Source organism: Paenibacillus glycanilyticus (genome assembly GCF_023715145.1).
In the GTDB taxonomy this organism is placed as follows: domain Bacteria; phylum Bacillota; class Bacilli; order Paenibacillales; family Paenibacillaceae; genus Pristimantibacillus; species Pristimantibacillus glycanilyticus_A.
The window spans coordinates 115,390-130,347 of the sequence record NZ_JAMBNP010000008.1; the positions used below are offsets into that span (position 1 = coordinate 115,390).

Here is a 14,958-nt window from a genome sequence, read left to right on the forward strand (position 1 = left end):
TTTCTATTGTGCATGGCATTTTACTCAATGCTATTTGCCTGCAAGCTTCAGCAGCCCAAAACCGGAGGTATTCGTATAAGACAGTCCCGAACGGTCATTCCAGATCGCGACACTGTCACGATCCCCGTCGCCGTCTTCATCATTGTTTACTTGAACGTCAAAACCAATGATGTCTCCGGCTGCCGGTGGAGTGCCATTCCATTTAATTGAGGCTTCTACCACATACCCGTTGGCCGTATGCTTCACCGCGGATACCAGATTTCCGCTCAAGGAGCCTGGATTCACGCTTTGCTCGTTGTCAAAGTTAATCCGGTATTGTCCATCATCTGCTTGATAGCCGGCGGTCGCCGCCTGGTTCTGATCGACAAATAGTTCAACCGAATCCTGCTCCCACACATTTGCGCTCTTTTTGGACAGCAGCTTATCCGATACTTCCGCGAGCACATATAAACGTCCGGCATCCCACAACGTTCTCACCTTTGCCGTTGCTCCGCTTGTCCCTTGTACCCAGCGATCCGTTGATAATACAGTTCCTTTGCTCCATATGGCATCAATTGTCCCGTCAACAATAGGCGTACCTTCTGAAGCCTTCGATAATTGGGGTCCCTCTGCCATGGTAAGCACGCCAAACTTGGATGTGTCCGTATCTTGGGAGTTTGTTCTATCGTTCCAGGAAACTTTCGTTAATGTACTGTCAGCTTTGTTAACAATGCGTACATCAAATCCAAGCTTATCGTTTAGAGAAACCGCGTCAACCGGAATGGACGCTTCGATTCGGTATCCGTCCGCAAGCTTGACCGCTTTATATGCTGCAGGCTTGCCAGGATTAGCGCCGCTCCGGCGGAAAGTATACCTCCTGTCATCCGCTTCATACGCCGTTGTTTTGCCGTTATTGCCATCGATAAATACCTCAACCGCATCATTGCCGTTCGTGCTTGAATCCGTTACATCAACCGTAAGGTAAAGATGGTGAGCATCCCATAACGACTTGAACCTCGCAACAGCCGTTCCTTCATTCATTATGGAGACGTATGACGCCTTGCTCCATGCATCCTCCAGTTTGCCGTCAATAGAGGCGCTGGAGCTAGCTGCCGCCGTATGCTGAATCTCTACCGGAAGCTTGCTTGGATCTACTAATGCCCAATAGGCATATTTCGCCTGCAGCCTTTCGTCAAACAGCAGAGGCCAGTTATTGCGGTCGACCGGGAAGGTGCGCAGCCAAGTATTCAAATCGTCCTTGCCCCAGAAAATAACGGCGGTCAACTGATCCGCATGCTTCTTGAATACATCGAAAATTTCCTTATACCGTTTTGCCTGCTTGATTTGAAGCTCCAGCGGGAAGGACTCGTAAGCATCATTGTCATTGGTATAGACGCTCATATCCAGCTCGGTTACCTGCTGCTCAATGTTCAAATCCGTAAAAGCCTGGATCATATCATCAAGCTCTTGAACCTGCGGATATTCAATGCCGATATGCGTCTGATGGCCAACGCCGTCAACAGGAATGCCTTTATCCTTCAGACGTTTGATTAAGTCATGCAGATCCTGCCGCTTGTCCGGTATATTCGTATTGTAATCATTGATAAACAGCTTCGCGTCTGGATCTGCTTCATGCGCGTACTCGAATGCCTTCTCAATGAATTCTTCTCCCGCGATCTTGTACCACAAGCTGTTGCGGAGACCGCCAGGCTGTTTATCTCCCGGCTCAAGCACTTCATTTACGACGTCCCAAGCATAGATTTTGCCTTTATAACGGCCAATGACGTTATCAATATGACGCTTCATCCTTGCAAACAGCAATTCTTTGCTTGCAAGGTTGCCATTCTCGTCGTAGAAGACCCAATTCGGGGTTTGAGAATGCCAGATTAGCGTGTGACCGCGCATGGCAATACCGTTCTGCACGGCAAAATCGACAATCTTGTCCGAGCGCGTGAAGTTGAACTGTCCCTCCTGCGGCTCCGTAGCATCCCACTTCAGCTCATTGCCGGCAGTCAAGCTGTTGAAATGCTTCTTGACCAATTGCGCATCCGGCCCGTTCGCATCTTCGATTTCATTAACCAATACCGCTGTTCCCAGCTTGAAATCATCGGCAAATACATCCTTCAGGGACGGAATATCCTGCTGAATAACAATCGGTTCCGGATCAGGAAGCTGTTCCATAGAAAAATCATCCACATAGAAGTCCAGCGTTGGGCTGGAGGATGCTTCAAAATAGACGGAGAGACTTTAACCCAGGCGGTTAGCGCGTAGATTTTCCCTTCCGTCATGATGGACGTTACATCAAGCTGCGGACCATTCCAGCTTTGCGATCTTCCCGTTACCTGAAGACCGTATGTCCCTGTGTGGGCCGCGGCTCCCGCAGCCGAAAGCACTTCATTGCCTCCGCGTCCATGCCAGCCTTGGACCGTGCCATCCTCAAAATCCGTTGCCAATTTTACTGCGCTTGCTTCCGCATCTGCCTGTTTCGGCAGGATGCTTAGCGACAATGACGCCAGCATCAAAGCAATGGCCAGCACGCCTGAAAGAGAGCGCTTCAAACCTTGGTTCTTCATCCATACACCTCGCCTTTCGCCTATTTTGTATATTCCATTAAACCGCCCCTTGGGGCGGATCATGGCATGGTCAGCCTTGCGGATAGAGGATAATTCGCCCTTCCTCCATTTCAACGCGTACTTTATTGCTGTCCTTGAAGCCTTCCGCATCCAGATAGCCTGCGGGGATCTGAAGGCGTCCCGCCTTGTCGAGAACCGCGTATTCGATATGGCTCTGCTGCTCTGCCAGCAAATGCTCGGCGTCAAGCTGCGCCAGCTCGTCGGCATATGACTCTCTGCGGATCATCTCCGCAGAGGTTTTGCCGTCCCGGATCTGCACGACCCGGTCAACCTTGCGGGCAAGAAGCGGATCATGAGTGACAATAACGATCGTAATGCCAAACGTGCGGTTAAGGGTCCGGAACAGATCGAGCACTTGGTCAGAGGTTTTTGTATCCAGAGAGCCGGTTGGTTCATCCGCCAGGAGCAGCTTGGGCTCATTAGCCAAGGCGATGGCAATCGCCACCCTCTGCTGCTCGCCGCCGGACAGCTCGCTGAGCTTGTTTTTCATGCGATGGCCAAGTCCCACCGATTCCAGCAGCAAGGCAGCGCGCATCCTGCGGCGTTTGCCCTTCAATAAGATGGGAAGCTCCACATTTTCCAAGGCCGATAGATAGGGAATGAGGTTGCGCGCATTATTCTGCCAGACAAATCCAACCGTCTCCCGCTTGTAATTCACCAGCTCCTTTTCGCCAAACGCCAATAAATCCTTGCCGTCCACAAACAACCTGCCCGCGGACGGTTTATCAAGACCGCCCAGCATATTAAGCAAGGTTGATTTCCCGCTGCCGGAATTTCCAATAATCGCCATCAGCTCGCCGTCCTCCACCAGCATATCGAGCCCTTGCAGGGCAACAACCTCCAGGTCGGCCGTTTTGTAGATTTTGACAAGCTCCTCGCATCTGATCATCGTTTACTCCTCCCCGAGCTTCAGCGCCTGAGCAATCCGCGTCCTCGACAGCCGGTAGCCAAGTATGAGCAGGCCCGTTGCGAGAGTGAGGCCTACTATGCCGTAAAGCTGCAAATAATCGCCAAGCTTATAAATAATTTCGAATGGCGGAACCTGCTCCGCCGTTGCAAACGACATTTCGAACAACGGAACGAACAGCTCGCTGATCAGATTGCCGATTACCACGCCCATCAACACCGCTGCGCCGGAAGTCAGCAGCTGCTCGCTTAACAGCATGCCAATAATTTGCGGGAACGGAATCCCCATCGCCTGCAACACCCCGTATTGCAGCGTTCGGCCGGATAAGGCAAGCACCCAGAACAACAGGAAGCCAAAGAAGCTGATCAGCATGGAGATCACGAAGCCAAGCGTCATAACCCCGTTAATGGCCAAGCGGAACGGATCGTTTTTGGAAGCGATCAGCTCCTGCTTCGCATCCTTAATACCGGTGACATTGATGTTGGATGCGGTCAGCTGGTCATAGATAGCCTGGCTTGAAACGCCGTCCTTCAGTTTAAGCCAGACTTCATACGGCTCGACCGCCAGCCGGTTTTGAAGCGTGCCGAGATGACCGACGATAAGAATGGGCTTTGAAGGCTTCTCTTCCCCATCGGCGGCGACCGGAAGAGGGCTCCAGCCCGGCCAGTAATCGATAATTCCGTAGACGGTAAACAAGGCTTCGTCGAGACCGTCCCAGTAAAGGCTTATCGGATCCCCCGGCTTTACCTTCGCGGCATCGGCAAGAGAACGCGATATCAAAACCGCCTTCGGATTCGTCGCCATAAGGTTCAAATAGCTGTTGATCGGGTAGTCCAGAAGACCGTCCTTCATCCAGGCGGTTTGGCCAAAATCCATCGTATCAATGCCAAAAAGCGTTGCTGCGCCGTTTATTTTTTTCGTGCTGCCCGCGCTGAATCTGGCCCCTTCCTTCCGGAATACCTTTGCCGTTGCCTGAGCGCCGTCAAGCTCCCGGAACGGCTGGAACGGCGGCTCCGTGTATTGGACGCGCTTATCTCCCGCATCCAGCCCAGTCTGCGCCTGCGGCCCGGCCCCTTGCTGGATTGGAGGAGGCGCATCGCTTTCCCAGCGGCTAGTCAAGGTCATGTCCGCGCCAATGCTATACTGAATTTTGCTTTCCATGTTATCGTTGATGGTCCGTGCCGCGTTGGCGCTGAACAATCCGGTTGACACCGTCAGCACCAAAAACACCTTGATGGTCAAATACTGCCCGGATGAGCGGCTGATTTGAATGAGCGTATTGTAGAGCGCCGGCGGCCACCATCTGCGCCCGGCCCAATAAACAAGCCGGATAAACCACGGATAGATTCTCAGCACCAGCAGTCCGGCTCCAAGCGCAAACAAAGCGGGCATCAAAAACAGCAGAGGATCGACCTGCAGAGCATCGGAATCCAGGGCGAGACGCTTCAAATCCTCCTGCCGTTTATTGAAATTGTAGAGTAGATAAAGAGCTAGACCCACGAGCAAGAAATCAATTCCCGTCTTATGCCAAAACGACATTCTGGTTAGTCTTGCCGCCTGCTGCTTATGGTTTACGATGGATACGCGGGTCGCCAGAAATGCCGGTATCAAGATAAGGACAATAGCTCCTGCTACTGCGGCGGCCGCGATTTTGTAAGCACTGCTCGTTAAGCTCACCTCAAGAGCCGAGCGCTGCACAAATTCAAGAAAGCCATTCGATGCCCCCAGCACCTTCGTAAACGCGACGCCAACAAAAGGACCGGCCGCCAGCGCCCCTAATCCAAGCATGAAGCTTTCCAGCGTATAGGCCGTCATGATCTGCAGCCGGCTGGCTCCCCGGCTCCGGAGCACCGATATCTCCGTTTTCTGCCTCTCTATAACGAGATTTGCCGCCATGTACAAATAGAAAGCAAGCATAAGCATAACCGGGGAATACAAGGACAGCATCATCACGTCCAGCTTTTCTTGCTTGCCCTGATAAGAAGCGACGGTTTCGTTAGCGGGTATGTTCACCTCCGCCGAACCAAGCCTTCCGCGGAAATAGCTTCGGATCGCCCGGTTGGCTTCGGAAAAAGCTTCGATATTATCGATGCTCATTTGTTCGTAATCCAGAGCATACCGCCATTCCAGATCGGACACTCTTACCTTGCCGTCCTTCGAAATAAACTCCCTTTCGAATTGCTGGAAGGGAATGATAAACCCTTCGGACTCCTCGGTCGCCACAAATGGCAAATACGGATCTGCGGCCGGATCGGTATCGATAAGGCCAACCGGAATAACCCTGAACAACTGGTGATCCGCCGTTTCCGCAAGAAGCACTTCCCCCAGATCCCGTTTGACGGAATTCAGAAACTTCTGCGTCACGACTGCCTCATACAAGCCGTCCGTACGGTCAACGGGCATTCGGCCGTCAATTAAGCGAACCCGCTTCTCCAGATCGGAGAGGGATTTGAAGCCGCCTGTTGTCTTCTGCGTCTTCTTTTCCTGCTCGGACGCGTCAGCACCGTATACCTTCATTTTCTGGGTGAACCGCTGTTGATAGTAGGACAGCGCCTCCAGCCCCATCCGCTCGGGGATCGATTGAACATACCGGTCTGCGCGTTTAATCGCTTCGACCGTTTTCTCGTCCGTCTTGGCGGACGATACGGATGTGCTGATCCTCACATAACCCGGATATACGGCGTTTTTGCTCTGTATCCCCTGAAGCTCCTTCTGCAAAGTCCTCTGTAGGATGGCATCCGAATAAAGCGGCATCGAGCTGAACAAGGCGACGCATACGGTCAGACCAAACCAGAGGTTCAGCTGCAGCCACTTGTTATTGGCCATCTTGCGGAGAATCATTGTCCATAATGCCATGCTTGCACCTCATTCTTGCGCCTTGTCAATCGGGCGCTCCATTGTACGGTTAGTTGTTCAGAATGACCTTCTGCCCTTCCTCCAGGCCCTTCGCGATTTCAACCTCGGTTGGAGTAGTCAGTCCAACCTCGACATCGACTTCTTTCTTGCGCTCCCCGTCCGTAACCTGGACATACGACCTTCCCATATAGGAACGGATCGCCTTGCGAGGAAGCACGATAACATTTTCCCGCTTCTGAAGCTCAATGATCATGTCCGCGCTATGGCCGATTTGAATGTCGCTTGGCGGATTACCGATCGCCATGACGATCGTCACGGCATTGCTGCTTGCTTTCGCCTCATCCGTCGTGACCGGAGCATTCGATGGGGATTGCAGCACTTTGCCGGCATATTCCTTTCCCTTGTACTTCAGTTTGACCGGCATCCCCGCTTCCACGCCAAGAACATCCTTGGCCTCGGAAGCCGTATAGGTCAGCTGCATGCTGGAAGGATCCGCAATGGTAACGATCGTCTGATAGGCATTCACCCGGTCGCCTGTCTTGATCGAATCGACGAAAATAACCGTTCCGGCAATCGGCGAGAACAACTGGGATTGTTTAAGTCTGCTCTCCATCGCTTGGAGTGACAGCTGCTCGCGTTCAAGATCAATTTCTTTCAACCTTTTCTCCGTTCCCGACGCTCCGTCACGGACGGCTTCGCTGTACAAGAGCTGCACACGTTCAACATTCAGCCTTTGAAGGCGCACCTGCAATTCAAGATCGTCGGTCTCCAGTTCGGCCAGCAAATCGCCGGCCTTCACCTGCTCTCCAAGAGCAACGCTAACGGATTTTATTTGCCCTCCGGATTCGGTGAAGGAAAGCGTCTTCACATTCGACGAGATAAAGGTCGCCGTCCCCTTGAGCGAAGTCTGGATGCTGCCGCGGGCAACCTCGACAAGATCGAGCTTTTCCTGTACCGGCTGAATAAGCGGCGGCTGCAGCACGGCTTCCTCGCGGGGCAGCAGGGAGCAGCCTGCCAGCGCAATGGCGGTTATCGCAAAGACAGCCGCATGTTTCGTTACCCTGCTAGATAAGAGGCGTATCATTTGTTGTTTTAGATACAATTTTTCCATCCTCCAATGCAATGACATGATCAACGAGTTCCATAATGCCGGGGTCATGCGTCGTGAGCAGGATCGTCATTCCGGAGCGGTTCACCAGATCCCTGAACACCCGCATGACCTGCAATCCCATTCGGCTGTCTAATTCCGCGGTGGGCTCGTCAGCGATCAAAAGCACGGGTTCATGCGCAATTGCCCGGGCTATGGCCACGCGCTGCTGCTCTCCCCCGGACAATTCGGTCGGACGATGCTTCATCCGCTCGCGCATGCCTACGCGTTCAAGCGCACGTTCGGCAGCTTCGCGGTTCCCCTTCACCTGCGCTCCCGCGATTCTCAGCCCAAACTCCACGTTCTCGAAGGCGGACATCAGAGGAATCAGCCCAAACGATTGAAAGACCAGACCTATTTCCTTCCGGCGCAAGGCGTTTCTCTCTTTCGCCGATAATCCGGTCACTTCTTTCCCCCGAACATAAACCTGGCCTTCGGTCGGCTCGTCGAGCGCGCTCAGAATATTTAATAGCGTCGTTTTACCGGAGCCTGAACGTCCTTTCAGCGCGACCATCGTACCGGCGGGAATATCGAGATGGATGTCGGACAAGGCCGTAATCCCGGCATTTCCTTTTCCGAATACCCGTTTAATGCCTATAGCTCTGAGCAGGATCTCTTCGCTGCTATCTGTCTGTTCTGCCTTCATAGCCAAGCTTGTTCCCCCCTAACCCTGCAGTTTCTTCCTTCCTTAAAAAGTGTAGTGCTAACAGAAAGAGCCAACAACCTGTCGTGTTTTGGTAGAACACCTGCCAAGCTATAGAATTACTACAAAGAAAAAGAGCACACTCCGAGGGAGTATGCTCTTTGCTATTATTGACCCATCAGCAGTTGAATGACTGTCTTAGGTTGCTGGTTTGTGTCAAAGAGAAGCGGCCAATTCTTTCTGCCTCTCACCGGAAAATGATCCAGCCACGTATAATCATCCGCCGCGCCCCAGAACGTGACGCTCGTCAGCACGTCCTTATATTCGCGGAACAGATCGAAAAATTGCTTGAATCTCTCTTCCTGCAGCCGCATCATTTCGGCCGTAGGCTCCGTAAGATCGGTACGTTTGTCATCAAAGGCGAAGACGGACACATCCATCTCCGTAACCTGAAGCTTCAGCCCAAGAGAAGCATAGCGCTCGATCGCTTCTCGAATCAGATCCAATGCCGGGTCATACAGGCTCCAATGGGCCTGGAGACCGATGCCATGAATAGGCGTTCCGTTCTCGAGCAGCGACTTCGCGAGGGAGTATATCTTCTCTCTCTTGCCGGGATTGCATTCATTGTAGTCGTTATAGAACAGCAGCGCCTTGGGATCCGCTTCATGAGCAAACCGGAATGCCTGTTCGATGTAATCCTCTCCGATGCCATGCAGCCATTTGGAAGGACGCAAGCTCTCCTCTCCGGAATCCGTGACCGCTTCGTTTACGACATCCCAGCAATAAATGATGTCTTTGTACCGCTCGACAACCGTTTCAATGTGACTCTTCATTCTGGCAAGCAGAAGCTCCCGGCCGGCCAATCCGCCATTGCCGTCCTCGAATACCCAGCTTGGCGTCTGATTATGCCATACAAGGGTATGGCCTCTAAGCTTCATGCCATTGTCGCGGGCAAAGCCCGCAATTCTGTCAGCCTGCTCGAAGGCATACCCGTTCTCCTCCGGATGAAGGCTTTCGAACTTCATTTCGTTCTCGGCCGTGATGCTGTTGTAATGCTGCCTTAGCAGCTCGCTTTGGCTGACAATCGTACGGTGATTAACGGCGGCGCCGATCAGAAAATAATCCTGAAACGATTTCGACAACCCCACTTGCGTCTTCATGCCTTCACTCATCCTTGACCACTCTCCCGAATGATTTTTTTTACTCTTTCGACTTCGTATAACGGAAATAATCAAAATCTACAAAGCCTCCGGATTGTTTGGCCGCATAATTAAATAACCCGATCCGATAGCCCATGAAATGATCCAGCGTATATTTCATCTGCAGCGGACGGCCAATCGATATCCAATCCGCGCCGTCCGCCGAATAGTAGAAATAGGCAAGATCGACGCTGTCGCGGAAGTCGAAATCAATCTTGACGTGAATTCGGCTTCCCTCATAGCGGCGTTTCTCAACCGTCTCCATTCCGCCGTCGCCGCGGTTGGTTCCCATGACGACATAGAGCTCCCCGTTGTCCTCGGCTTGGACGCCAACGGTGCCGTATTCGCTCTGCAGCGCAACTAGGCCGGCATGGTCTCCGGCTTTCATATGAGACAGCTCCATCACCGTTCTTCCGCTGCAAGCCGGTCCTTCCGTCCTTTGGGTCAACGTATTCCGCGCATGCACGACGCGATCGCATAACTTTCCGGTCTCAAGCCGCAAATACCCCGGACGTGCCGTAACCGACCACAGCGAGTTATCGGGATTATGATTCCACTGCCAGTTCAAAGCCAGCTTGTTCGCGTCGTAATCAAATTCATCGCTGATGACCAAGGGTTTTACTGCGTACTCGGGCAGACCGGTTTCAAACGATAACGGCACGCTGCCGCCATCGCCAATGACCGGCCAGCCATCCTGCCAAGTCATGGGCAGCACGCAAGGGATTCGCCCGACAGCGTCGTGATCCTGGAACAAGAAGGCGTACCAATCGCCGGACGGCGTATCCACAATGCCGCCTTGCGCAACGCCCTTGTTATGATAGCCGAGGTCATCGTCCAAAATGACTTTGTATTCATAAGGTCCCAGCAGCTCCTTCGAGCGATAGCACAGCTCGCGGCGTCGGCCATGTCCGGTTCTAGGCCAATCGATGAAGAACAAGTAATAATAGCCGTTCAGCTTATAGGCATGGCAGCCTTCGATGCGCAGACCTATTCCGTCGCGCTCCCCTTCAAACAACAGCTGGCGGATTCCGCCCGGCTTAATTGCCATTGCGTCCGAAGTTAATTCCGTTATATAAATATGGCCATTGCCGCTGAACACAAAGACGCGGTCTTTGTCAAAGAGCAGCCCCGGATCGTGCAGAAGCCCCTGAATGACGGACCTCTCCCATTTCCCTTGCTCAATATCGTTAGTCCGGTAAATATAAAATTGCTGCATATCATTGCAGGAAAAGCAAACGTAGAAGGTGCCGTTATGGAAACGCAGGCTGGCAGCCCATGAGCCTTTCCCGTAAATGCCCCTGCCGTCCGACAGGTTGTGGGCAGCATTGTCTTCGAACGTATCAAACACGTAATTGACAATCTCCCAATCCTTCAGATTATACGATTTCATAATCGGACAGCCAGGCATGGAATGCATGCTTGTACTAACCATATAGAAGGCATTATCGACACGAATGACATCAATATCAGGCACATCCGACCAAATGATAGGGTTTGAAATAACGGAAACGGCGGTGCTCATAAGCATCTCCTCTCTCACTTAAAAAATAACTTCTCGCTGTCTAACGGCTGTTCTTGCAACAAGGAAAGTTTAGCCTCCGCCTTGCACGCTAGCAACCTGCCGGATTACTGAACTATCACCTGCCGATTTATAGGTGCAACAACCGTCCATATAAAAGCAACATCAGGCTATGGCCGTAATCCTCTCTCTCGTGTTTAAATACGGATTAAATCCAATAACCCCTCATGCACGGCTGCAGACTCTTTTTGCTGCGCCGGTGTTCAAGAAAGGAAGACTAAACAAATGGACAAACAGCTTGGCCTTACTCCCGCTATGGGATGGAACTCATGGAATACGTTTACCTGGGATATCAACGAACAGTTGATCCGGGATGTTGCCGATCGATTCGAATCGGACGGTTACAAGGCTGCAGGCTATGAATATATCGTCATCGACGATTGCTGGAGTCTGAAGCAGCGCGATCCGCAGGGAAATCTGGTTGCCGATCCCGCGAAGTTTCCTAGCGGAATGAAGGCTCTCGCTGATTATATTCATTCCAAAGGCTTGAAATTCGGCATGTATTCCTGCGTCGGCACCCATACCTGCGCCGGCTTTCCCGGCAGCTTCGAGCATGAATTTCAGGATGCTCAACTATTCGCGGAATGGGGCGTCGATTATTTAAAGTACGATTATTGCTTCAAGCCCCGCCATATCTCGGGTGAACTGCTCTATAAACGAATGAGCCTGGCCCTTAAAAACAGCGGAAGGGATATCCTCTTCTCGGCCTGCAATTGGGGCGAGGACAATGTTTATCAGTGGATACGCGAGTCTGGCGCTCATATGTACCGGTCAACCGGCGATATTCAGGATCACTGGGATTCCATCAAAAATCTTGCGCTCTCGCAGCTTGGCAAAGAATGCTACACCGGATCCTTCTGCCATAACGATATGGATATGCTCGTTGTCGGCATGTACGGCGGCAGCAACAACTCGTTTATTGGCAGCAAAATCGGCGGCTGCAGCGACAATGAATACAAGACGCATTACTCGTTATGGTCCTTAATGGGATCTCCGCTTATGATCGGCTGCGACATCCGTACGGCTAATCAGGCAACCAAAGACATTCTCCTGAATCCGGAGCTGATTGCCATCAATCAGGATATCGAAAGCCGCGGAGCCTACCGGATCAAGCCGGAGCCGCAATGGTTCCATGCCGATGATGTCTTTATGCTGGTAAAAGTCCTTGCAGACGGCGAGGTCGCTATCGGCTTCTTCAATCTCAGCGATAATCAACGGGAGCTTTCGCTGCAATTCTGGGATATTGGACTGCCCTATGCTTCCGGCTTCTCGTTGTCCCTGTACGACTGCTGGGAGAATAAGGAGCTCGGGGTGTTCAAGGAGCGGTTCGCGCCCGTCGTGCCCGCTCGCGACTGCCTGATTGTAAGAGCCAAGCTGGTCAAATAAAGATGAACCATACAACCTGCCAAACTTGTGAAGCCCTCCTTCAGGCTGATGACCGGGCGATCTACATGAAGCTTGTCTCCCGGACCGCGCGGCAATTTTTATGCATCGATTGCCTGGGGGTAAAGCTGAACTGCGGCCGGGAGCCCCTGGAGAAGCTGATCCGTTACTTCAGGGAATCCGGCAATTGCGTTCTCTTCCGCTGAAGCTTCCCGTTTCCGGCCATGCAGCGTCATATACTCCGAAGGCGTGTACGACGTTGCTTTTTTGAACGCTTTGGAGAAATACAACGGGTCCTTGTAGCCAACCGAGCATGCGATCGATTTGATGCTCAAGTCGGATGACTCCATCAGCTCGCGGGCCCGTTCAATACGATAAGCCGTCACATATCCCGATACCGAGATTCCAACTGCTTCTTTAAACAAGCGGAACAGATAGCTTCGCTCCAGATTGACGGCATTTACAATATCCGTAACCGCAAGCGTGGTCCGCCAATAATTAATCATGATGTATTCTTTCGCCAGCCGGACATAATTGATCGGATTCGTCTCTCTTGGATAAAACTCCAGATAATAGGAAAGCAGCAAACGTAATTGCGCCTCTACTCTCATTTTCTCAAAAGGCCTCGCATCCGCTCCCGGCACCACGGGAAAATACGGCTTCAGATCCGCCGGACACCGAGGCACTACTGGGTTATCGGGCTCAAGTCCGATCATCGCTACCAGACGCTCCGCTTCTTCCCCTTTAAATTCGATCCATACATACTCCCAAGGATCCTCGGGATCCGGATAGTAATAAATCTCCGTTTGGGGAAAAATCATGAAGCTATTGCCTGCTGTTATGGGAAAACGCTTATTGCGCGTCTCCAGCGTTCCCTTTCCGCCCATAATGAAATGCAATGCATAAATATCGCGTACGCCCGGTCCCCACTTATGGCTGTTAGGAGGCTTATGGCCGCTGTAGGTGCATACGAATTGGCTGCTGTTTCCCGTATCAAAGATTCGCGTCGGCTTCATTGATAACCTCCGATCCTTTCGGCAAAAAGGATCACGGCTGCTTCTCGCCGCGATCCGTCTTCACGAAACCAAGCTTATTGTTCGAACTGCCAGCTGTGCAGCTTGAGCAGCTTGCTGTCAGGCTGTCCTTTAAATACCAGGTATAAGTCGTGTATTCCCTCGGCACCGCTTACCTCGGCTTGGTATTCCGCCGCTTCTGCCCCCGTTGCCTCAACCTGTAAGGTTCCGATCAGCTTGCCGCCCGCCGAATCCAGCCGCAGCTCAATAGCCGCAGCCGATCCCACTTCCGATACGGACGCCTTGAAGAGCGAGGCTCCTTCTCCCCCAAAATCAACCTTAGCTGCCGAGATCCAATCGCCGCTGTCAATATCCGCGGCAATCAGGCTGCCGTCAGAGGTCAATTCCGATTGGATTCCCGCCTGCCAGCCGATCGTAACCGCTGTCACAAGCTCGTAAGGATGAAATGGCTCAAGCTGGGCAACGCCTTCGTAATTAGCCGTTATCTCCGCAATGGAATGATCGGCATCCCGGAACGTTACTTCATTCAGATGCGTCGAGCGATAGCCCTTCGGAACCCCCATTGCCTTAGACAAGGTCTGGGCATGGTAAGCGATATACCAAGCATTCTTAAACTCGAAGATCACGTGATGGTTGTTGCCGCCAACTCCGAAGAAATGTCCGGGATTTTTCAGAATAGTTCCCCGGTAAGTCCAAGGCCCCATCGGATGATCGCTTGTCATATACGCAATCTCGCCCGCCGGAGGACTTCCTACCGGACGAACGCCATTGTAGAAATTCGAGCAATACGTAAAATAATAAGTGCCCTTGTATTTATTAATGCCCGCGTCCTCGAACATAAACGGCGCAGGAATTACCTGTGCTTGTCCCACTACGCTGACCATATCATCCCCAAGCTGCATAACCCGCGCGGTATCCGGCCATTCATCCTTGCCTTCCGGCACGCCTCCGCCAAAGTAAATATACGCCTTGCCGTCATCGTCAACCCATACGGCCGGATCAAACAGCCAGGTGACCTTCTCCACGCCCGGCGTTGATCTTAGAATCAAGGCCTTGCCGATTGGATCTTTCCATGGGCCGGTCGGGCTCTCCCCCTCAAGCACGCCAATGCCGCTCGCGTTATTCGCGAAATAAAGGAAGAATTTATCCTGCCCGTTAACGACCTTGTGCGCAATAGCGGGTGCCCAGGATTGCGTCGCCCATTTAGCCGCGCCTTCGGGACCTGCCACGGCGATAACGCCATGATCCGTCCAGTTCACCAGATCCGCAGACGAAATCACGCCAATCTTATTAATATTGCCGTACGTATTATCCTTGACGCTTCCGTCTTCGCTATATTCCAGCACGTCATTTGTGGTATAGAGATAGACGCGTCCATCAAATACGAGAGCGTAGGGATCCGCGCCAAACTTGTGGGAAACAAGCGGGTTTCCTTGCGGCGGTACTTTTCCTGTCGCACTAGTCAGCTTTACCTGTAAATCTTCCATTGTAAATTCCTCCTTAGGGGTATTTGAATGATGGGATGAAATTAATAGAATAAGAACGGCTGCAAGGCAGCCTAGCAGCAACACGGCAAGCTTCGCATGATTAGCATTCAT

General features: G+C 52.2%; 11 protein-coding genes. 1 reads left to right on the plus strand and 10 read right to left on the minus strand.

Features of this window, described 5'->3' with window-relative positions; genetic code table 11:
• Positions 1–30 precede the first annotated feature (30 nt).
• The 8 genes from M3194_RS21155 to M3194_RS21190 form a co-directional block, all read right to left on the minus strand.
• Positions 31–2,160, minus strand: coding sequence for an endo-1,4-beta-xylanase (locus tag M3194_RS21155; RefSeq protein WP_251656068.1), 2,130 nt, complete (start codon positions 2,158–2,160; stop codon positions 31–33).
• On the minus strand, positions 2,103–2,552 hold the full coding sequence (locus tag M3194_RS21160) for a carbohydrate binding domain-containing protein (RefSeq protein ID WP_251656069.1): 450 nt from the start codon (positions 2,550–2,552) through the stop codon (positions 2,103–2,105). The genes M3194_RS21155 and M3194_RS21160 overlap by 58 nt, the downstream gene beginning before the upstream one ends.
• Positions 2,553–2,622: 70 nt before the next feature.
• On the minus strand, positions 2,623–3,501 hold the full coding sequence (locus M3194_RS21165; RefSeq protein ID WP_251656070.1) for an ABC transporter ATP-binding protein: 879 nt from the start codon (positions 3,499–3,501) through the stop codon (positions 2,623–2,625).
• 3 nt (positions 3,502–3,504) lie between these two features.
• Positions 3,505–6,375: an ABC transporter permease gene (locus tag M3194_RS21170; RefSeq protein ID WP_251656071.1), complete on the minus strand. Its 2,871-nt coding sequence runs from the start codon at positions 6,373–6,375 to the stop codon at positions 3,505–3,507.
• Between the two features lie 49 nt (positions 6,376–6,424).
• Entirely contained in the window at positions 6,425–7,477 is a 1,053-nt protein-coding gene (locus M3194_RS21175) for an efflux RND transporter periplasmic adaptor subunit (protein WP_251656072.1), read from the minus strand.
• A complete protein-coding gene (locus tag M3194_RS21180) occupies positions 7,440–8,168 on the minus strand; it encodes an ABC transporter ATP-binding protein (protein WP_251656213.1) in 729 nt (242 codons plus the stop codon). Before M3194_RS21180 ends, M3194_RS21175 begins: the two co-directional genes overlap by 38 nt.
• Positions 8,169–8,332: 164 nt before the next feature.
• A complete protein-coding gene (locus M3194_RS21185) occupies positions 8,333–9,337 on the minus strand; it encodes an endo-1,4-beta-xylanase (protein ID WP_251656073.1) in 1,005 nt (334 codons plus the stop codon).
• Between the two features lie 28 nt (positions 9,338–9,365).
• Complete coding sequence (locus M3194_RS21190; protein WP_251656074.1) at positions 9,366–10,886, minus strand: glycoside hydrolase family 43 protein; 1,521 nt, start codon at positions 10,884–10,886, stop codon at positions 9,366–9,368.
• A gap of 282 nt (positions 10,887–11,168) precedes the next feature.
• Between M3194_RS21190 and M3194_RS21195 the strand changes: the two genes are divergently transcribed.
• Positions 11,169–12,329: a glycoside hydrolase family 27 protein gene (locus M3194_RS21195; protein WP_251656075.1), complete on the plus strand. Its 1,161-nt coding sequence runs from the start codon at positions 11,169–11,171 to the stop codon at positions 12,327–12,329.
• A 98-nt stretch (positions 12,330–12,427) separates the two neighbouring features.
• On the opposite strand, the gene M3194_RS21200 is transcribed toward M3194_RS21195, so the two are convergent.
• Both M3194_RS21200 and M3194_RS21205 read right to left on the minus strand, forming a co-directional pair.
• A complete protein-coding gene (locus M3194_RS21200) occupies positions 12,428–13,342 on the minus strand; it encodes an AraC family transcriptional regulator (RefSeq protein ID WP_251656076.1) in 915 nt (304 codons plus the stop codon).
• Positions 13,343–13,416: 74 nt separating this feature from the next.
• The gene (locus tag M3194_RS21205) at positions 13,417–14,958 is read right to left on the minus strand and encodes a glycoside hydrolase family 43 protein (RefSeq protein WP_251656077.1); all 1,542 of its coding nucleotides are present in this window, start codon (positions 14,956–14,958) and stop codon (positions 13,417–13,419) included.

Excerpts from the sequence above, each read along its gene's own strand:
- M3194_RS21155 (WP_251656068.1), bottom strand. The coding sequence starts at position 2,160 with ATGGAACAGCTTCCTGATCCGGAACCGATTGTTATTCAGCAGGATATT.
- M3194_RS21160 (WP_251656069.1), bottom strand. The coding sequence starts at position 2,552 with ATGAAGAACCAAGGTTTGAAGCGCTCTCTTTCAGGCGTGCTGGCCATT.
- M3194_RS21165 (WP_251656070.1), bottom strand. The coding sequence starts at position 3,501 with ATGATCAGATGCGAGGAGCTTGTCAAAATCTACAAAACGGCCGACCTG.
- M3194_RS21170 (WP_251656071.1), bottom strand. The coding sequence starts at position 6,375 with ATGGCATTATGGACAATGATTCTCCGCAAGATGGCCAATAACAAGTGG.
- M3194_RS21180 (WP_251656213.1), bottom strand. The coding sequence starts at position 8,168 with ATGAAGGCAGAACAGACAGATAGCAGCGAAGAGATCCTGCTCAGAGCT.
- M3194_RS21185 (WP_251656073.1), bottom strand. The coding sequence starts at position 9,337 with ATGAGTGAAGGCATGAAGACGCAAGTGGGGTTGTCGAAATCGTTTCAG.
- M3194_RS21190 (WP_251656074.1), bottom strand. The coding sequence starts at position 10,886 with ATGAGCACCGCCGTTTCCGTTATTTCAAACCCTATCATTTGGTCGGAT.
- M3194_RS21195 (WP_251656075.1), top strand. The coding sequence starts at position 11,169 with ATGGACAAACAGCTTGGCCTTACTCCCGCTATGGGATGGAACTCATGG.
- M3194_RS21200 (WP_251656076.1), bottom strand. The coding sequence starts at position 13,342 with ATGAAGCCGACGCGAATCTTTGATACGGGAAACAGCAGCCAATTCGTA.
- M3194_RS21205 (WP_251656077.1), bottom strand. The coding sequence starts at position 14,958 with ATGAATGCTAATCATGCGAAGCTTGCCGTGTTGCTGCTAGGCTGCCTT.